This is a genomic window from Butyricimonas faecalis, assembly GCF_003991565.1.
GTDB lineage: Bacteria > Bacteroidota > Bacteroidia > Bacteroidales > Marinifilaceae > Butyricimonas > Butyricimonas faecalis.
This window is the reverse complement of the sequence record NZ_CP032819.1, coordinates 4427853-4447054: the sequence shown is the minus strand read 5'-3', so window position 1 is coordinate 4447054 and position 19202 is coordinate 4427853. Positions and strand designations below refer to the sequence as shown.

At 38.7% G+C, this 19202-nt stretch carries 16 protein-coding genes and 1 tRNA gene; 4 read left to right on the top strand and 13 right to left on the bottom strand.

Annotation, left to right across the window (positions count from 1 at the left end; all coding sequences use genetic code 11):
• The first annotated feature begins 21 nt into the window (after nt 1-21).
• The 4 genes from D8S85_RS18955 (at nt 22) to D8S85_RS18940 (ending at nt 2373) form a co-directional block, all read left to right on the top strand.
• Nucleotides 22-585, top strand: coding sequence for a Crp/Fnr family transcriptional regulator (locus D8S85_RS18955; RefSeq protein WP_127075525.1), 564 nt, complete (start codon nt 22-24; stop codon nt 583-585).
• A 90-nt stretch (nt 586-675) separates the two neighbouring features.
• Nucleotides 676-1002: a DMT family transporter gene (locus tag D8S85_RS18950; RefSeq protein WP_127075523.1), complete on the top strand. Its 327-nt coding sequence runs from the start codon at nt 676-678 to the stop codon at nt 1000-1002.
• A 20-nt stretch (nt 1003-1022) separates the two neighbouring features.
• Nucleotides 1023-1670 (top strand): DNA-3-methyladenine glycosylase family protein, encoded by a 648-nt coding sequence (locus D8S85_RS18945; RefSeq protein ID WP_127075521.1) that lies wholly within the window; start codon nt 1023-1025, stop codon nt 1668-1670.
• Nucleotide 1671: 1 nt separating this feature from the next.
• Nucleotides 1672-2373: a DNA alkylation repair protein gene (locus tag D8S85_RS18940; protein ID WP_127075519.1), complete on the top strand. Its 702-nt coding sequence runs from the start codon at nt 1672-1674 to the stop codon at nt 2371-2373.
• 671 nt (nt 2374-3044) lie between these two features.
• Here D8S85_RS18940 and D8S85_RS18935 read toward each other — a convergent pair.
• The 13 genes from D8S85_RS18935 to D8S85_RS18880 all read right to left on the bottom strand — a co-directional run bounded on the left by D8S85_RS18935 (nt 3045) and on the right by D8S85_RS18880 (nt 19072).
• Nucleotides 3045-5609, bottom strand: a complete 2565-nt coding sequence (locus D8S85_RS18935) for a zinc-dependent metalloprotease (protein ID WP_127075517.1) — start codon at nt 5607-5609, stop codon at nt 3045-3047.
• Between the two features lie 52 nt (nt 5610-5661).
• Nucleotides 5662-6792 carry an amidohydrolase family protein gene (locus D8S85_RS18930; RefSeq protein WP_172726544.1) on the bottom strand — a complete coding sequence of 377 codons (1131 nt, stop codon included), beginning with the start codon at nt 6790-6792 and terminating at the stop codon, nt 5662-5664.
• 74 nt (nt 6793-6866) lie between these two features.
• Nucleotides 6867-7742 (bottom strand): TlpA family protein disulfide reductase, encoded by an 876-nt coding sequence (locus D8S85_RS18925; protein WP_172726543.1) that lies wholly within the window; start codon nt 7740-7742, stop codon nt 6867-6869.
• A gap of 11 nt (nt 7743-7753) precedes the next feature.
• Nucleotides 7754-8875: a TlpA disulfide reductase family protein gene (locus tag D8S85_RS18920; protein WP_240648746.1), complete on the bottom strand. Its 1122-nt coding sequence runs from the start codon at nt 8873-8875 to the stop codon at nt 7754-7756.
• The gene (locus tag D8S85_RS18915; RefSeq protein ID WP_127075511.1) at nt 8872-9966 is read right to left on the bottom strand and encodes a TlpA family protein disulfide reductase; all 1095 of its coding nucleotides are present in this window, start codon (nt 9964-9966) and stop codon (nt 8872-8874) included. Before D8S85_RS18915 ends, D8S85_RS18920 begins: the two co-directional genes overlap by 4 nt.
• Nucleotides 9967-10141: 175 nt before the next feature.
• Nucleotides 10142-11086, bottom strand: a complete 945-nt coding sequence (locus D8S85_RS18910; RefSeq protein WP_127075509.1) for a hypothetical protein — start codon at nt 11084-11086, stop codon at nt 10142-10144.
• Between the two features lie 20 nt (nt 11087-11106).
• Entirely contained in the window at nt 11107-12699 is a 1593-nt protein-coding gene (locus tag D8S85_RS18905) for a RagB/SusD family nutrient uptake outer membrane protein (RefSeq protein ID WP_127075507.1), read from the bottom strand.
• Nucleotides 12700-12710: 11 nt separating this feature from the next.
• A complete protein-coding gene (locus D8S85_RS22175; protein ID WP_317128925.1) occupies nt 12711-14105 on the bottom strand; it encodes a TonB-dependent receptor domain-containing protein in 1395 nt (464 codons plus the stop codon).
• Nucleotides 14102-16255 carry a SusC/RagA family TonB-linked outer membrane protein gene (locus D8S85_RS22170; protein ID WP_317128924.1) on the bottom strand — a complete coding sequence of 718 codons (2154 nt, stop codon included), beginning with the start codon at nt 16253-16255 and terminating at the stop codon, nt 14102-14104. Before D8S85_RS22170 ends, D8S85_RS22175 begins: the two co-directional genes overlap by 4 nt.
• A 163-nt stretch (nt 16256-16418) precedes the next feature.
• Entirely contained in the window at nt 16419-17570 is a 1152-nt protein-coding gene (locus tag D8S85_RS18895; RefSeq protein WP_106482045.1) for a FecR domain-containing protein, read from the bottom strand.
• An 86-nt stretch (nt 17571-17656) separates the two neighbouring features.
• Nucleotides 17657-18229, bottom strand: a complete 573-nt coding sequence (locus tag D8S85_RS18890; protein WP_106482043.1) for an RNA polymerase sigma factor — start codon at nt 18227-18229, stop codon at nt 17657-17659.
• A gap of 63 nt (nt 18230-18292) precedes the next feature.
• Nucleotides 18293-18946 carry an HAD family hydrolase gene (locus D8S85_RS18885; protein ID WP_106482041.1) on the bottom strand — a complete coding sequence of 218 codons (654 nt, stop codon included), beginning with the start codon at nt 18944-18946 and terminating at the stop codon, nt 18293-18295.
• Between the two features lie 53 nt (nt 18947-18999).
• Nucleotides 19000-19072 (bottom strand) — tRNA-Trp (locus D8S85_RS18880).
• Nucleotides 19073-19202 lie beyond the last annotated feature (130 nt).

Below are 19202 nucleotides of genomic sequence, written 5' to 3'. Positions count from 1 at the left end.
CGATATGTAAGATTTAACAAAATGAATATTAATGATATAATAAACAGTATATATCCGCTGCCACAACTTTCTCTTGACACATTGGCAGCTTCAATATCGGAAGTGGAATACCCTAAAAAATTTCATTTGCATCGGGAATATAAAAAGGAAACAAAGTCTTATTTCATAAAGAAAGGAATCGTTCGGGCATATGCACATAAAAACGACAAGGAAATCACATTCTGGTTCGGTCAGGAAGGAGACCTTATATTTCCTCTGCAAACTCTTTTTGCAGGTTTGGGAGAATATGCCACAGTAGAACTTCTAGAGGATTGTGTTTTGTATGAAATTGATTTGGGACGGTTGCAGGATTTATATCGGAACGATATACATATAGCCAATTGGGGACGCCGGTATGCGGAATCAGCTTGTATCAAATCAGAAAAATTGTTTATAGCACGGCAATTCAAGACATCATTGGAAAGGTATCAGGAACTCATAAATGAATATCCAAGCATTATACAGCGGGTTCCATTAGGTATAATAGCCTCTTATTTGGGTATTTCCCAAGTCAATTTGAGCCGTATCAGAGCCCAAATGAAATGAATTTATCAAATGTAAAATCGCTTTTTAAAACATGTAAAGAAGAAACAAACCGCAAATACCGAAATTCGCACCCCATAAAGAATTAAAGTTATGAATTGGTTGCTTTTAGTGGTATCCGGGTGCATCGAGCTCGTTTTTACCTTCTGCTTGAGCAAAGTGAGCAAGACTGCAGGATTTGAAAAAGGTTTGTGGTGCATAGGCACGGTAAGTGCCATTGCGCTTAGTTTGTACATCGTGACTAAAGTTTTGAAAACTTTGCCTATCGGCACAGCTTATGCCGTCTGGACGGGAATCGGTGCCGTCGGCACGGTTCTGATTGGCATTCTCTTTTTTAAGGAGCCGGTAAGTTTCGGAAGGCTTTTCTTTATCTTTACGCTGATAGTTTCCATTATAGGCTTAAAGGTCGTATCTTCCTGAATGACAAAAGATGAAGTAATATGACGGAACAAAACTTTCCACTATATGAAGAAGCTGTTTCTGTTCTTAAAAGAAGGGATAAGAAGCTGGCTTGGCTGATAGAGCGGGTCGGTCCGCTTTCTCATACTGACCTCAAAGATGATTTTCGCTTCTTCATAGAGCAGGTTATAGGACAGATGCTTTCTATCCAAGCCGCCGATGTGATGACAGGACGATTGTCAGACCTTTGTCGGGGAGAAATGACGGCCGGGGCAATATGTTCGTTGTCTGTCTATGAATTAAAAAAGACAGGTATTTCCTTGAGAAAAGCCGAGTGCATCCGGGAAATAGCGTTCATGGTAGAAACCGGCAGTCTCGACTTCGGAAAACTCAAAGAACTTTCCGATGCGGAGATTATAAAGTCCCTGACGGCTATCAAGGGCATAGGAAATTGGACTGCCAAAATGTATCTTTATAAAATCAATCGCCCCGACGTGCTTCCATACGAGGATGCCACCTTTTTAGCCGCTTACAAGTGGCTTTACCGTACCCGGAATGTGAAACCGGAAGCGGTCAAACGGCGTTGCCGGAAATGGTCGCCATACTCTTCCGTTGCCGCTATGTATCTATATGCTGCATTCGATAGAAAGTTAATTGCAACAGAATCGCCTAAATTGAAAGATTTATAAAATGGAACAGTTATCTGCGCAGGTACATAAGCTGATAGACGAACTGGATGAAGTGGCTGACAACCGAACCGCTTTCCGTTCCGAATCAAACAGAATAGGATGCGTGGGGGCTGATTTCTTTATAGGCATTAAAGTTGCGGAAATAAGAAAAGTAGCCGAACGGTACGTCAATATTTGTTTGGATGAAATAGAACAGTTGCTTTTGTCAGAAGTCCATGAACACCGAATGTGTGCGCTTATCATACTCAAAAAACAGTTCAAACAAGGAGACGAACGCGAACGGACTGAAATTTTCGAGTTCTACATCAATCATACGAATTGTATAAACGATTGGGATTTAATAGACAGTTCATCTCCCTATATCGTCGGTGAATATCTACATGACAAACCGTGCGATGTATTGTACCGGTTAGCCAAAAGCGATTCGCCTTGGGACAACCGTATCGCTATGATGGCTACATACACGTTTATACATAATGGTAATGTTGAAGATACATATCGTCTTGCTCTCTCCTTGATGGGGAGTCCCCACGTTCTGGTACAAAAAGCTGTAGGATGGATGTTGCATGAAGCGGGTAAATACGACCTCATTCGGCTCAGTCTCTTTATTGACAAATACCGGCAAGAAATGCCCCGTGTCATGCTTCGTATTGCCGCCAACCGTTTTCCGAAAGAGAAACGTAGAGAATGGATGCAGCTTTGACAATAGAAATAACAAGGCGGCATTTAATTTGAATATAAATTCTTGGAATTTCAAAAAAGATATTCTAATTTTGCAAAAAGAGTTATTTGACAGCATAGCACCGCAAACCGCTGAAAATCGCACGGTTGCCAATTCGTTACTGTTATTTCTCAAATACTCCGCTAAATGTTTATTCCTCAAATGGTTGTGTCAAACCGTTGAAAATTTAAAATAAAACTTTTAGGAACTTATATACAACTTTACAGGGAATCAACTCCCTCCCGGCTTCGCCGTACTCCCTCTATAAACAGAGGGAGAGCTAAGTTACTCTCCGTGGTAATTATTTAATGCAAGTTTAATAGAACCATCGGGAATAACTTATACTGAAAACTAGGGGAAATCCTACTGAAAAGCTATAGAAATAATCCCACTTAACCGTTGCTCAAACGTTGCACATCCGTTGCTCAAACGTTACGGGATGGTTCAGCTACGAGTGAACTTCGGATGAGTTCTGAGTATGTGGTATTATTTGGGTTTGTTTACTACCTTATTGGGGTAAGATTTGAGTAGTATCACGAGAGTAGATTTAAAAGAAGCCTGCCATTGCTGGGAATTTCATCAATGACAGGCTACACACTTTATTTTGAGTTGTATCAACTCATTTTAATACTTACATTCTTTTTGGAATTATATCAATCTATTTTCAACGCTTTACTCACCTCTCGATATAAATAAGCATAATGAGCTTTATCAACAGATGAATTCACTTTCGTCTTCAACAAACTACTTATTTTTTCCAATAATGCTAATTGATAAACTGCGATGTCATTAATCTCTGCAACACTATATCCATACAGCACGGAACGAGATGTCGGACCAAAGGTATTTACCTCGTCCTCTTCCGAAGCAGAACAACAAGAATCTTCTGTGTGATTTGCAATTCCCATTCCAACTACAAAATTACCTCCACCCCGACTATTTAGAGCCTGCGTTAAACTCGTAACGATTCCTCGTTGTAAACCTTTTTCTGTATCAGTCAAACGTTTTCCCTTAATCGTAGAGGCAAATAATTCTGCATACAAATCATTCATGTATTCTTGTAATGTATACGGATTCTGATTTTTAGCCATGTGTGAAGCCAAAACTACTTTTTCAAGTGTTTTTCCTAACAATTGCTGGTGTAATCCTGCCAATTTAGAAGACATGTTTATTCTCACCCCAAATTTGTTCAATAATTCCGAATCATCAAGCCACTCACAATTTCGTAATTCATTCATCACCCAAGTTAAAGCTTCCTTCTGATCTTTTTTGGATACAACCTCAACAGGTTTTCCCGGTGTATTTTCTTTTACGCGAGATACTTTAAAACCTCCAATCTGATAAATGGCATTTGATAAATAACGAACATATTGACTTGCCAATTCTCCATAAAGCTCTTTACGGCGTTCAACATCACCGGTTTCTCCACTCCATTCATCCAAGTTTTTCAGTATATATTTCAAGTTTTTCACACCATATTTACCTGCTTTTACCGGATTATCACCCAAATCTTCCGCCAAAGAACTGGGATCCCAAATGGCAGATACCTGTTGTGCCCCGTAACGATAAAAAGGATCACCGGCCTTTTCGTCTATCCATTTCTCTGCAATTGCTGCTTCTTCCCACATATCTTTCGCTCCAAAAATAGGAGTATAAAGCCATTTAATAGCGTAATAATCATATACTCCTAACTCCGGAGGAGTCAATTTCACCCCTTTGTCTTCCGGTTGAGCCACATAATTAAAGCGCGCATAATCCATTATGGAAGGAGTTGTCCCGTATTTTTGCGTAAATGTAGCAGAACGTAAAGAATCTACCGGAATAGCAGCAGAAGCCCCCATATTATGCATCAATCCCAACGTGTGACCAATCTCATGAGCCACCACATACTCGATGGATTCGTCTCTCACGTCTTGAGGCATCTTTTCTACTCGTACGCGAGGATCAATTTGAGATGTTTGTATAAAGCGCCAGTGATTAATTAATTTCACCATATCGTTATACACGATCACGGATGCATTTATAATTTCTCCGGTTGTCGGATCAACCCAACTCGGCCCCATGGCGTTTTTCTCATCATCCGGACAATAACGAATACAAGAATATTTCAAGTTGTCCGGGTCGAACGAGGGATCATCCGTTGGGAAATCTCGAACTTGCATCACATTTTTTAAACCAATTTGCTCAAAAGCTTTGTTCCAACGTAAAACGCCTTTTTTTATCGGTTCTTTCCAAGTTGACGGGAATGTATTATCCACATACCAAACAATCGGTTTCTTTACCTCTGTTAATTCACCACGTTTCCAAGCCTCTTCGTTTACCGGTTCTAGTTTCCAACGATTGGCAAACAAAAATTCCCGAAAACCGTCTGTTTTATCGCTCACCTCTATTTTAGGCATGGAAACCATAGCCCCGCTAAATCCATTTGTTGAAAAAATGCCAATACGCGAATCTTGGATACGCGGTTTCATCTTCTCTTCCGGCAACAACAATAAAGACACTACAGAAGAAACAGATAAATCTCCCATCGGAAGATTTCCCATAAATCGCATAGAAACATCCACTTGTTGCTTCATCTCAATAGAAGCATTATCATCAAATGCTTTTATTTTCCCATAAGAAATATTCTCTTTTTTGGGTTCCATCATAAATCCTCTTATAGACATTCCAACGGGTCCCAATTCCGATAACATCTTGGTTGCCTCAAATACAACTCGGGAACTATCCGCATTATAAGCTAACACCGGGAATTTCTTATAAAGATTAGGGATGAAATTCTTCTCCATGGCTTCTTTAAGTCCTGGATCCTCACTATTCAAATAGGCTTTTGTATTTGGAACATTAAAAAATACCGTTGAATCTTTCAACTCTACCATTAAATGCTGAGGTCCCTGATACTTATACCCCACATTAATCATTCTTGCAAAACCAGACGAAGCAACCGTACTTCCCACAAGAATTTCACGATCAAAATACTTTACCGGATATTCAAAATAAATTTTATCTCCGATCTTATGAATTGTCATAAAATCACCTTTTGCTGTTTCAACACCAGGCTGTTTTAATAATTTGTCATACTTACTTACATTTTTCTTTTTCTCGACATCTGTCTGTACGACATTTTCCTTTTTCTTGTTCTTTTTCCGCTCGCTCCCGTTTACCAACAGACAAGGGATGAGCATTACCACTACAAGTAGTGTTACATACAATCTTTTCATTACAATGATTTTTATATAAGATTAAACATCTATACTGATCAAAAGATCAGTATCACTTTACTTCTATTCCATTTATATACAACGCTTTCCGGTCTTGAAGAGCATTCAATGACTCCAATGGGTTAGATTTCAATACTAACAAATCCGCTTCTGCTCCTTCTCGAATCACTCCCAATTTCCCTTCTTTTCCGACGACTTCAGCCCCGACAACAGTTGCAGCCCGCAGTACATCAGGAATACTCATCCCACAAGAATCTACCAATAAATTCAACTCTTGCTGAAAAATAGTTTTTCCATCAATCACATCAGTTCCTGCATCTATTTTCACCCCGGCACGATAAGCTTCATTTACCACACGATAAAGGAAATTCATCTCTTTTGAAACTGTGATTGTGGCATCCAGAATTGTACCTCGGGCAATCATCTCTTTGTAAATAGAATCCCGACGGGTTATCTCCTCTGGAGTAAAACATTTTTTCCGGTATTCGGAAGAATAACAGTTTCTCAAACCGACAATCAAATAAATATGAGACACGGTTTCTACGCCCGCTTTCACGACCTCCAATGCATCTGCTAACCTGTTTTCCGCATGTCCCCACGCTTTAAGTCCATGCTTATGACACAATGGAATTATTTTCTGTAGCATCTCTGCAGAAAGATAATCATACAACTTCAATCCCGTGCAACCATATTCTTTAGCCTCTATAACCATTTTTTCCAGTTCCTCCACGCTAGCCGTATCAGAAACACTTTGGCTCCAGGGTGCATTTTCAGTCGGATAACCCTTCGTTTCAAAACGAGGCCTCATATAAAAATATTTCGGTCCGGCCCAAAAAGAAGAAAAATAAACGTCCGGTCCCACCATTGTACCACTATCCAACTGAGCTTTATAAATTTTCAGCGGGCGCATATCACCTCCAGCATCTCGAATCGTCGTAACACCCTCTTTTATGTAAGATTTCACGGTATTATTAAGCCATCCCATTCGTCCACAATCCCCTAGATGAGCATGAGAATCAATTAAACCGGGCATCATATACAAACCCGTTAAATCTTGTTCTCCCTCTTTGATCCGAGTATCTGCTTTCTTTATTTTTAAAATGATTCCGTCTTTCACCGAAACAGTCATTCCCGGTACAATTTTCCCGTTTTCAACATCTACCACGTTAACATTATAAAACACGGTATCCGGTCTTTTCTCACAAGAAAGTAAACAGAAAAAGCATATTAACAGAAGAAATATATTTTTCATCGGTATTATCTATAGTCATTTATACTTACAGGTTCAGCTTCCAACCTGTTTATCACACGATCAAGATAAAACATAAAACCATCTTCTTTGGGAGAAATACCCCAAGCGTTCACGATCTTTCCATCCTGATCTATTAAAACACACCGCGGCAACTCCGTAATACAATAATCTTGAATAAAAGAAGAGTTTTTTTCTGTATGCAAGCATTTGAGATGATTACCTATTTTTTCTCGTTGTACAAAATTCTCCCAAGCCTCTGTCTTGTTTATCGGTAATACCGCTACGGTCAAACAACAAACATTTGTACTATCTTTATATTTTGCACCAATTGCCTTCATTATCGACAACTCTTCCATCGCATTCTCTCCGTCCCATACAAACATAAATACAAATTTCCCTTTCAAATCAACCAACCGGACATCTTCTCCTTGCAAAGATTTCAATTCAAAAGCAGGAGCCTCTACTTTTCGTCCTCCGCGAATCCGACAATACCGATCAACAAGGACCTTCGCCTGATTGCTCAATTTCATGGATTTCGAACACAACCGAATATCTTCCAACACATCATTCACCGTTCCAAATCCATATCCATGTTGCGCCAATTCTTTCTGAATAGCCCACATTACATAACATTCCCGGACTTTCTCACTTTTCACGTTATATAATATCCATGTGGCTCGTCTGAACCAATCGAACGAAGGATTTTTAAGTGTTAGAACATTATTGACTACATTTATAATCTCAGTAGAATCCAATTGTTCCACCTCTGACGAATCCAAATCTATTTCATCCCACTTTTTCTCTTCTTTATTGTCCTGAGCGTTGACAAATGAAATAACCCCCACCGTTAAAGCCAAACACAATATGATTATTTTTCGCATATCCATTTGTTCTATTGATTCAACAATTCAACAATTTTCTCTCGCAATGTATTTCGGCGTATATTCTTGGCGGCAATTTTTCCATCCTTATCAAGTAATATGATAAAAGGGATCTGAGTTATTCCAAATATCTCTCGAATTTTTGAATTATTCCACCCCTTTTCATCCCACACACTTAACCACGGGAATCCCTCTTCTTTATAAGCCTCTTTCCATTTTTTCTCGGAGTCATCTATAGATATACTTAAAAATTGTACTCCTCGCCCGTTAAATTCCTTGTACCGTTCCATCAAACTTTTCATCTCCTGTCGACACGGCCCACACCAAGATGCCCAGAAATCAATGATAACCAGAGAATTTTTGAAAGAAGATCCCAATAAAGAGCTCATCATAAATTTCTCTCCATTAACCCCCGTCATTTCAAAATCCGGACAGTTCTTTCCGATAGCAGTTCTTTCTAACTCTTCAACTCTTTGTTTCAATGCCACACCCCACGATGAAGCACGAGCTTTACTTCCTAATAGATCATATAGCTTTTTCCCTTTCTCATAACTTCCTCCAAGAACAAGAGTCGAAATATGAGCAGAAAATATACTGTTCGGATTCTCTCGTACAAGTTCTTCTGTCAATTGAAATTGCACTTCATTCTCCAATTGCAAAATACGAGTCATTAGCCGATCTCCCAACTCCACATCATTCGCCCCAAATGCTTTCCTATATTCTCGTAACAAAGAATCACATTCCGAACGAACATATTTATCCAACAAATTCTGATATTTTTTATCCAAATCATTAGCAGGAGAGCCCTCCAATTTACTTTTAGAAAAAGAATCATAATTTCCTTTTAAGAACATCTCTTCTCCATCCAAATAACAAATCAAGCTTTTTCTATTTACTTGAATCGTAAACTTTCCTGGTTCCGGCACTGCTGTTTTTAATACAAATTTACCACCACTCACTTCTGCAGAATCCAATGGATGCCTGCTATCCCCCTGTTTGTACAAAAACATTTTTCCATATTTCATCCCGTCCAACTCACCTCTCAACGTAAATCGGTAACAAGATGTTCTTGAAGAACATCCTGTTACGATATAGAATGAAATTAGACAAAACATTAAAACATTGCTTCTCATCGCTTTCTCTCGTTTAATACTTTCTCTATCATTTCTTCCAAATTTTCAAATGGAATTTTTGAAACAATAAAATTGCCTTTCTCATCGATGATCATATACAATGGAATTCCCGGTATATTGTAATCTTCGGCAAACGTTCCACATTCAAACAAATTAGTTAATTCCGTTGCTTTCAATCTTACAAGTCCTTTTTGCCATGCATCCCAATTACGATCCTGAGACACAGTGATAAACTCGATATCTTTTCGTCCTTTATATTTTTCAGCTATTTTGACATAATAAGGCAATTTAGCCACACACCCGCTGCACCAAGTTGCCCATACATCTATAACCAAAATCTTTCCTCTATAGTCTTTCAACGAATGCTCTTTATCGTGTGCATCTTTCATGGTAAATGCCGGTGCCGGTTTTCCCGGTTCTACTCGTTCAGCCCTCTGAAATCTTGCCATCAACTCCTCCTTTTTTTTCCCTTTTGGCATTTTTTGCTCTACCAAAGGATATATTTGTTTCAACGCGGGAGTATAGCCTTGGTACATAAATACGGTTCGCAAAGAAGGAAAATAGTTTAAAATTGCTTTCGTACACCCTGATTCCAATAATTCTTTATATTTCTCATAATCATATTTATATTTCCCCTTTTCTCCCCAAAGTTCATCCGCAATAGCTCCTTCGCCCAGAGCTCGCACGGAAAAATATTGGTCGACTTTTAAAGCAAAAGCTTTATCTTCCACAAATTCATCCGCATAAATATCAATTGAGTTCATCCACTTTTTAATCTCCTTTTGATGCTTTACAGGAATTATTTTTTTATCTTTCTTGTAAGGAACACTATAATAAACAAAAAGTTGTCGAACAAGTTCTCCATTATTTTCAAGGGTAGCTTTTACATCATTTTTGTCTTTGGAAGCAATATATTTTTTTATTTTATCTCCCTGCGCCAAGATAGCTTTGACCGTATCTTTGTCACTGATCTCAAATTCTCTCCATAAATCTTTAACTTCTTCTTTTAAAGATTTTTCCGATTGTCCCATTACACCAGAAGGCATAACAAACAACATCATACAACATACTGTTACTAACCAATTTTTCATTTCAATTCTTTTTAAGTGATTTACAATATACAATAGGTAAAGAAAAGCACATCGAAGGCCATATGTCCCAATTCCTCCAATTTGTGGAACTAAAACACAATACTAAAAAACACAAACATTATCCACTCTCCATGTCACAAATGACATAGACTTTCGACATGCTTTCCTTTAAATTTTAGTCTATCTCCGGTCCATTATGTATAGCCTGAAGATCTATTCCATACGTTGTTTTTAAATGATTTTTTACAATATCCAATTTCTCCCGCAAAAAAGGATAAGTCTCTCGGGGAAACTGAACTTCTATCTCCTCATCTGAATAATAAAAACCAAGGTGAATGTATTGAAAGAAATTCTTCAAACGAGTAACAGGCTTTCTGGAAGTTATTTTATAAAAGTAACCAAATCCATCTGAAGCTGTAATAAATCCCCGATTATAAGGATAATTTGCATTTCCGGGATCATTCGTAACAAATTCTGTAGAATAATCAAATCCGTCATCATATTCCTCCGGAATAGTTATGTTCCCTAAGTTTACAGCATTTTGCAAAATCGTGTACAACAGGCCTCCTCGCAATGAAAAGTATTCAGCTTTCGTGCTAGGCAAGTTTTTATATTTGTCCCACTGTGATGCATAATAACTACCAGCCGTTTTCTCCATATAGACCTCTTCTGTAAAATGCATACATGAAGCCCAAAAATCCATTCCATTATAATTACTTTTCAAAGGACGTCCATTACTGAAATAGTTTTTTAGCAAAAACCAATAAGGTTTAAATACTTTTGTTGTCACCTTCGGAGATAAATAGGCAAAAATATGATTCTTTAAATAATTCACGAGAAACTTCACCTCCTCGTCTTTCAACTCTTCAGCGCTATTATTCGTGGAAGCATAGGACATCCAAGAACGACTCAAGTCGGCTGATGTTACCCCCTTATAAACTAACATGACACCATATTGATCCAAAATTTCTTGAATATCTTCATCCCAAGTATTATTTCCCTGAGGAAATTCAAAACGATCGATATTTTCCTCATCAGAGGTCTTTAATGCATCCTCGTTATAGCAGGATACAAACAATAAACATATCGATAAACTATATAGATAATTCTTCCATTTCATAAATATTCATTTTTATCATTTCATTCTGTAACTTGAATCCCGGTTCTTTTAGCGGGTAACGGATTTTGGGTTAAGGCACGATTCATTTCCATGATGTATTCCGGAATTGGCAATGTATAAAATGGATCTTTTTCTTGTAACACATAACGTGTCATATCTTTACCTCCGTTTCCATTGCTAACTTTCCAATCATGAGTAATGGACGGCATGCCATAACGTCTCAAATCAAACCACCGAAATCCCTCGAAACACAATTCCATTCGACGTTCTTCACGAACCTTCGCTAACAGGGCATCACCGGTCAAACCGGAGAGTGGTGCATAATTCTCAAAACGTTTTTCTCTCAAATCGTTCAATGCTTTCAATGCCGTGATAGTACCATCCTCATCCTCTCGCAAAACGGATGCTTCCGCCAAATTCAAATAAGCCTCAGATAATCGAAACGCATGTGCGAAATATCCTTGACCGCTTGTCATAACAACTGATGGTACATCATACCTACTCTTCGATATTGCAAACTTTCCAAAAGGAAGATAGGCTCCAGTTGCAACACCTTTGTAAGTAGATTGGTCAAGATATACCTCACTCACCAAAGATTTTGTTTTTCGCAAATCGTTATCCAGATAAAGCGAAACCAAATCAGACGAAGCATTCAGGAAATAAAAAGAATAAGTATAAGTATCCCAACGGTCAGACTCTTCTCGTTTCATCATGATATCAAAATCCGACCAATAAGATCTCACAGAACCAAATACCCAAATTGTTTCCGGACATTCCTGTGTTGTAAAATTGTAGTAAGCTTCTTTCTGAGAAGAGGTAAACGTATTCAGATCAGCCAAAGAAAAATTCCCATTATCAATTACAGCTTGGGCATACTTCGCAGCCTCTGACCAATTCTCCATATAGAGGTACACCCGGGATAATAATAATTGTACCATCGGCAAACTTGTTCTCCCGTTTCGCTTGAATTGCATATCTTCAGGAAGGGTCTTGTAAAGTCTTTCCGACTCTTTCAAATCAGCTAACACTTGTGTATATACCTCTTCAACCGAATTACGTGGAAGTTCATCTGAACCTAATGCACTTGTCAGCTTCAAAGGAACACCATCAGCCTTTTTATTATCATTATAAGGAGCTCCAAAGAAATTTACCAATTGAAAATAATAATACCCTCTTAAAGCCAAGGCTTGTGCCTTCACATTATTCTTTTCATCCTCCGTACCTGATACGTCATCAATATAATCCAATGCAGCATTCGCTCCTAGAATAACGCCATAATAAATATCCCATATGGCCATATTTACTCCTAATCGTTCTGCTATTACACAAGCATCCGGTTGCCATGTGAAAAATGCTTGACATTTTTCGTATTCAGTCGCATCCGATCCGTCTTCCTCTGCATCTACATCAGAACACATAATGTCATCATCCAACAACGACAATGTTGTCAAAATATCACGCTGAGCACTAGCAGCGACATAAGCTTCAGCCAACAACATCTCGTTAAGAGAGGAGGCCTCTTTCGGAATGTATTCGCTTTCCGACTTCGGTTCTAAGAAATCAGAACAAGAGATCGTTAATCCTGCAATAAATATCGTCAATAACTTTTTCATCTTCCTACATTTTAAAATCCGACATTAATTCCGATAGAGAAATTCTTCGGGTGTACGCTATTCCCTAGTTCTGGATCGAAACCATTAAAGCGTTTACTAGCAATTACGAATAAATTAGAAACAGATCCATTCAAAGAAAGAGATTTTACTCCAATCCGCTTGCACCAAGCATCCTGCATCCGCCAAGAAAGAGACAATTGATTACAACGGAAAAAAGAGGCATTTGCAACCATAACATCCGAGTTCTCCCAAACTTCAATCCACGACTCTTGTTGTCCGTCGGGCAAGGTTATCATTCCAGTTTGTCCCATGGTCACGAATCCTGGTATATTCGTTTTATCTCCCGGTTTCTGCCAACGTTTCAACAAATCTTTGCTCAGATTGACGGTTGCATCAGGCATGTACATACCCTTACTAATATTTTCATAAGGAGAAGGTAAACGTTTCTTTCCTCCTAACAGCAACGAGAAATTAGACGACAAGGACAAATTCTTCCAACGTAAACTAAGATTTAAACCTCCGGTGAAATCAGGTTCCGTCGTTCCGGAATAAACCAAATAAGTTGTCGGGTCAATATCTGAACTTCTCTCTTCTTCCGGAACATCCAAATAATTAAACAACGGTCGCCCATCTTCATCACTTATGCCGGCAAATGAATAAGACCAAAACGCTCCAAGAGGATACCCTTTTTTCAATATTCTACTAGTTGAACCTGAAATAAAAGCAGTTCTCGTTGGTTCGTAATCGGTTTTTCCCAATTCGTTCCAATTCTTTGATGCATTTAAAGCTACACTAAATGCCCAATTCTTCGTTCTTACCGGGGTAAAACTCAATGTAAACTCAACGCCTTCATTCGTCAACATTCCACCATTCTTCTCCATGGAAGTTTTTCCATATTCGTAAGCAATTTTTTGAGTCACAATCGCATTGGATTTACGCCAATAATAGTCAAATGATAAATCAAACAGATTAAACAATCCAAAATCTACACCCAAATCCCAAGATTTTGTTCTTTCCCAGGAAAGGTCAGGATTAGGCAACCGATAAATTTTTGAAGTAAATTGCTTATAGTCAGAATCAAGAGCACCTCTACTTAAAACTAAATCCGGACCAATATTTGTTAGTGCATTACCTTGTATTCCGTATGTTACGCGCATATTTAAAGCATGTATCCATTTTTGTTGTTGCAACCACTCTTCACCCATTGCATTCCACGACAACCCAAAAGAATAAGTCGGATCAAAACGATTCTTCGTATCTTGGCCGAAACGATTGGAAACATCGTTACGAACTGAAAAATTAAACACGTATCGATTTTTCAACGAATAAGCCAATGTAGCAAAATAGGACAAATAATTATCTGTTTGATGCGAGCGCTTCCAAGCTCCGGAATATAAACTGCTCAATATGCCCAACCGGAAATTGTTGCCGTACCCATGGATGTAAAATCAGACGGTAAAGTGGGTGTCGCTACGGTTTCTCCACGTTCCGGTAAATAACCAAATACCGTATTTCCATTTACAATCTTTTTCCCAGATCGCAATTCCATAGCAATCATCACATTTAAACGATGGTTTTCATCAAAATTTTTAGAAAACAAGATCTTATTTTGAATGTTATAAGAACGTTGAGTCGCATCAGAAGTAACTAAAACTCCACCAAATGGCAACATGGCTGCCTTGTAAAGAGGATCGGTAGCTTCCACCGTTCCGTAATCATACCCTCTATAGCTATTAGCAACATAAAAACTTTGCTCAGTCATGTAAGACTCCGAATTCGTGTTGTTTGAGGTATATCCTCCAACAAATTCATATGACAATCCGTCTAGAATTTCCCACTTAAAATTCAAATTTGCTGAAGCATAAAAATTTCGACTCGTAGAACCTCCATTATCTCGCTCGTTAATAAAATTATACTTTAACATCTTAACAGAATTATATCTGCTATACATCGAACTCACATTATAATAAACGGGGTCTCCTTTTTCATCGTAAGCTGGGATCGCCCGACTTGTTGTCGTCGCATACGACATGGGATTCACGCCTGCCCCAAATGCATTCGTTTCCGTAGAAGATACATTGATCATTGTATTCAAACGTACTTTTTCATGTAATCGCGTATCCACAGAAACTCGTCCTGTCATTTTTTCACTCTCATTACCGATTTCTTGGCCTAAAGAATTACTATATCCTAAAGATACATTATATGTAATTGTTTCATTACCACCGCGGAAACTCAAGTTATGGTTGTGGCTCACGGCCGAACGGGTTAATAAATCAAACCAATCTGTATTCACCGTTTCCAAAAAAGCCTTCCGTTTTGCAAATTCATCTCTCGTCATATCCCCGGCAATATACATTTGCATAGCCCCCTCGTACGTGTACGGATCGGCAAACGGTTCGCTACTATATCTCATCCCCGCATTGAAAACATCTTGAGAAAATTGAATACGTTCCTTAGAATTCATGTAATTAAACATACCGTAATTGGGACGAGTATTGATCGTCATATTACCGGAATAATTGATTGTCAATTGACTTGCTTTTCCCTTTTTAGTCGTAATCACAATCACACCATTCGACGCCTTCGATCCGTAAATTGCCGTAGCTGAAGCATCCTTCAATACCGTTATTGTTTCAATATCCATCGGATTCAACCAAGACACTTGACTACCAATTATATCTTTCAGATCTTGAGTCATAGAACTGGATACCTCCAACTCAAGCGGATCCTCCTGCACAATTCCATCTACCACCCACAAAGGAGATTGATTCCCCAAAATTGTAGAAGTTCCTCTCAATTTTATTTTAGGACTAGTTCCAACACGAGAACTTGTATTAACAACCATTAAACCGGCAACCTGTCCCTGTAACATTTGGTCGATTGAACTATAAGCCGGCATTAAAATATCGGAAGCTTTTAATGTTTTATGGGCACCAACCATGTCTCGTCTATTTACAGTTTGATAACCGGTAACAACAACTTCCTCCATCTTTTGTGAATCTTCTTCTAGGGTTACATACAACGTATCTTGAGCCGTTTTTTGAGAAAAGTCAATTATTTGCTTTTTATATCCTACAAAAGAAAATTCCAAAGATCCTTTCTGTAAAGGCAAATCTAACACAAACCAGCCTTTAGAGTTTGTGGACGTTCCAATAGGCAATCCTGCTACCTTCACCGTTACTCCAGGCATTCCTTGCTTGTGAATGTCATACACATAACCTTTGACACGTACGAATTTCGACTTCTCGTCACTTACTTTCTCCCGGATAACAATAACATTTTGGTCAAAAGTAAATGTCAATCCTAACTTGGGTAATAACTCTTCCAAAACTTTTCCAAGTTCCAGATTCTCTGCTTTCACATTTACCATCCCTTTCGACTGCATCAAAGCGTAATTGTAAAAGAAATCACATTTCGATTGTTTACCAAGCTCCTCTAACACGGTGGTTAACGCCACGTTTTTCATGTCAAGAGTAACTTTCGCCTCTTGAGATAGTACTTTAGCATGTAAAGACATACACATCCCAAACAATAGAATACTCAAAAATTTCATAAACATTAACATCTTGCGCCATGATATCCCAAGGTATGACCTGGCACCATTTCGTTTTTTTTTCATAGATTTGTAGAATAATTATACATGATATACTTTCTTCTCGGTGCAAATGACAAGAAAAGTATATTTTAATTTAGCAGATTGAAGATTGATCAGATTTTCAATCTGTTTTTCTTTTTATAATAATGGTATTACCGTTAATTACAAACTTCACATCTTGAGTTCCTTCCATTTTTTCCAGCAAATAACTTATATTCTCATAGCGTCTCAAGCGTCCGCCAAATTCCATACTCTTCAACTCTGAATTCTGGAAAAAGACATTCAAATTATACCATCTGGCTAATACATCCATTATTTTCTCCAAAGACTCTTGTTTAAAATAATAATAACCATCTTTCCAAGAAGTATAAAGTTCCGTATCAACAACACGCACATCCGCTGTCCCATTTTCCCGATCATACACAAGTCGCATGCCCGGATCCAAATCATATTTTTGTGTTCCGTATCCAACCCTTACTTTCCCCTCTACTAACGTCGTTGCGACCATTTTTTCATCCGGATAAGCATTTACATTAAAAGAAGTCCCCAGCACGCTCACGTCCACGTCTTCAGTTTTCACTATAAAAGGCCGTTCATTATCTTTTGTCACTTCAAAAAATCCCTCTCCTGTCAAAAAGACTTCCCTAACACCTCCCGCAAACCTGACCGGATAACGCAATGATGAACCGGAATTCAGGTACACACGCGTATTATCGGACAATTGAAGGCTAAATTCCCCTCCTAACGGAATCCGAACAGTATGGTACTCTACAGCCACAGAATCTGTGTCACCACCATAAATCAATGTATTTTTGCTACTCGTCACTTTTGATTGATGATTGGCAAGAAGTATCTCCCGAGAAGAAGAGTCCAACTCGATAACTTGCCCTTGAGGTAACACAAGTTCCGCTTTAGGTGAACCCGGGCCGATATTCACCAACTGCATTGTTTTATCTTCACTTTCTTGAGAATACATTAAATACCCCACAACACCGGCTAGCAACAATATACTTGCAGCAATAGAACTCCAACGAATAAACAATCGCCCTTTTCGTTGCTTTCGTACATTTTTTTCGATTCGAGCAAAAACAAGATTCTTGTCTTCCCGGCTTTTCAAATCTTTACCAAGCTCTTTCAACTCATGCAGTTCATTCTCAAACCACTTATGTCCATCCTCTTGTTTCCATTCTTCCAACAGACATCGTTCCTCCTCGGAAAGCTTTTCTCCGGTAAAACTGGCAGCTAAAATTCGATCTATATCATTTTCTTCCATTCCAAAATATTTGTTCTTCTACATATATATCACCCCACCTTTCATTTAGGGTGAAAAGAAAAAAAGATTTTTTCCCGAATTTTTAATTATTTTCCTGTAGAAATAAAAAGTAGAATAGAAGAAAATGTATCTCGTGTCAAGTGCTCCCGCAAAAATCGCAAGGCTATCTTCATTTGTGTTTTGACCGTGTTAATGCTGATATTCAACGTTTCCGCGATCTCCCGATATTTCATATCATCCAAACAAGCCATCAAAAATATCTTTCGACATTCATCCGGAAGGCAACTAATCGTGTAGTGCAACAATTCTATTTCCTTTCCCACCTCTTCCTCTTGAAAATAAGTCGGTAGTTCATCATTCTCCTCAGAAATATTATCAGCTAACCGATCTCTTCGATATTGATCGCGGACATAATTGATCGCCCTGAACTTTATTGCCTGAAACATGAACCGATCCAGTTCTCCTTCAAAATTTTCCAAGCGCCGAGAACGCCATATGTGCACGAAACAATCCTGTACGATATCCTCTGCACTTTCCGAATCTCGTATCAAACGGTAGCAATAAAGCAAAAGTGGTTCATAATAGATATCAAAAAGTTTCTGCAAAGCAGCCCTTTCATCATGCTTGTACAAAGATAATATCTCATTAGAGTTTGCCATTTCACTCGCATTTGGCACAAAAATAGAAAATATTTTCGAGTAAACAAGTAAAATAAAAAATGCCTACAAATGAACCCACTTCATAATCTCATAAGGTTCATCAGCAATATATTGAGCCCCATTTGCCAACAACTCTTTCCGATCCCGGAATCCCCAGGTCACCCCGATCGAGGTCACACCGCTATTCACGGCTGTCTGCATATCCACACCGGAATCTCCCACGTAAAGCACCTCTTCCTTAGAAACTCCAGCCTCTTTCATGATGTCAAAAACAATCGTGGGATTGGGTTTCGCGGGAATACCTTCCCGTTGGCCATAAACAAAATCGAAGACTCCCTCACCAAAGTACTCCGGAATCAACTCCCGCGTAGCCGCGTGGTATTTATTGGAGGCCACGGCTAACAACAGCTGATGACGCTTCAGTGTCTTCAGCAATTCGCAAATCCCATCATAAGGAGCCGTGAAGTCTGCCTTATGCTCGGCATAATAAGCCATGAAATCTTCCCGGATCTTCAACACATTCTCACGCGAGCGTTCTGCCTCCGGTAAAGCCCGTTCAAGTAGCTTATCGATCCCGTTCCCCACGAAATAACGAAAAGCAGGCAATTCATGTGTCGGGTACCCATGTCGCTGCAAAGCATAATTCGTACTCGTTGCCAAATCCTGTAAAGAATTCAACAATGTCCCATCCAAATCAAAAATTACCAATTTCGTCATATCATTTTATCTATATAAATAAAAAAAGAGGTTGTCTGTTCAACCTCTTTCTGCACGGGAGGAGAGGTTCGAACTCCCGACCCTCGGTTTTGGAGACCGATGCTCTACCAACTGAGCCACTCCCGTATTTCGTGCTGCAAATTAAGACAATTTAAACGAGAAAAACAAGTGTCTCGCAGGAGTACGTGTGAAAAATATCATCTTAAAAATACTTATTATCCCACAACTGTCAGGACTTCAAGCAACAAATTCATCC

Excerpts from the sequence above, each read along its gene's own strand:
- D8S85_RS18955 (WP_127075525.1), top strand. The coding sequence starts at position 22 with ATGAATATTAATGATATAATAAACAGTATATATCCGCTGCCACAACTT.
- D8S85_RS18950 (WP_127075523.1), top strand. The coding sequence starts at position 676 with ATGAATTGGTTGCTTTTAGTGGTATCCGGGTGCATCGAGCTCGTTTTT.
- D8S85_RS18945 (WP_127075521.1), top strand. The coding sequence starts at position 1,023 with ATGACGGAACAAAACTTTCCACTATATGAAGAAGCTGTTTCTGTTCTT.
- D8S85_RS18940 (WP_127075519.1), top strand. The coding sequence starts at position 1,672 with ATGGAACAGTTATCTGCGCAGGTACATAAGCTGATAGACGAACTGGAT.
- D8S85_RS18935 (WP_127075517.1), bottom strand. The coding sequence starts at position 5,609 with ATGAAAAGATTGTATGTAACACTACTTGTAGTGGTAATGCTCATCCCT.
- D8S85_RS18925 (WP_172726543.1), bottom strand. The coding sequence starts at position 7,742 with ATGCGAAAAATAATCATATTGTGTTTGGCTTTAACGGTGGGGGTTATT.
- D8S85_RS18920 (WP_240648746.1), bottom strand. The coding sequence starts at position 8,875 with ATGAGAAGCAATGTTTTAATGTTTTGTCTAATTTCATTCTATATCGTA.
- D8S85_RS18915 (WP_127075511.1), bottom strand. The coding sequence starts at position 9,966 with ATGAAAAATTGGTTAGTAACAGTATGTTGTATGATGTTGTTTGTTATG.
- D8S85_RS18910 (WP_127075509.1), bottom strand. The coding sequence starts at position 11,086 with ATGAAATGGAAGAATTATCTATATAGTTTATCGATATGTTTATTGTTT.
- D8S85_RS18905 (WP_127075507.1), bottom strand. The coding sequence starts at position 12,699 with ATGAAAAAGTTATTGACGATATTTATTGCAGGATTAACGATCTCTTGT.
- D8S85_RS22170 (WP_317128924.1), bottom strand. The coding sequence starts at position 16,255 with ATGAAATTTTTGAGTATTCTATTGTTTGGGATGTGTATGTCTTTACAT.
- D8S85_RS18895 (WP_106482045.1), bottom strand. The coding sequence starts at position 17,570 with ATGGAAGAAAATGATATAGATCGAATTTTAGCTGCCAGTTTTACCGGA.
- D8S85_RS18890 (WP_106482043.1), bottom strand. The coding sequence starts at position 18,229 with ATGGCAAACTCTAATGAGATATTATCTTTGTACAAGCATGATGAAAGG.
- D8S85_RS18885 (WP_106482041.1), bottom strand. The coding sequence starts at position 18,946 with ATGACGAAATTGGTAATTTTTGATTTGGATGGGACATTGTTGAATTCT.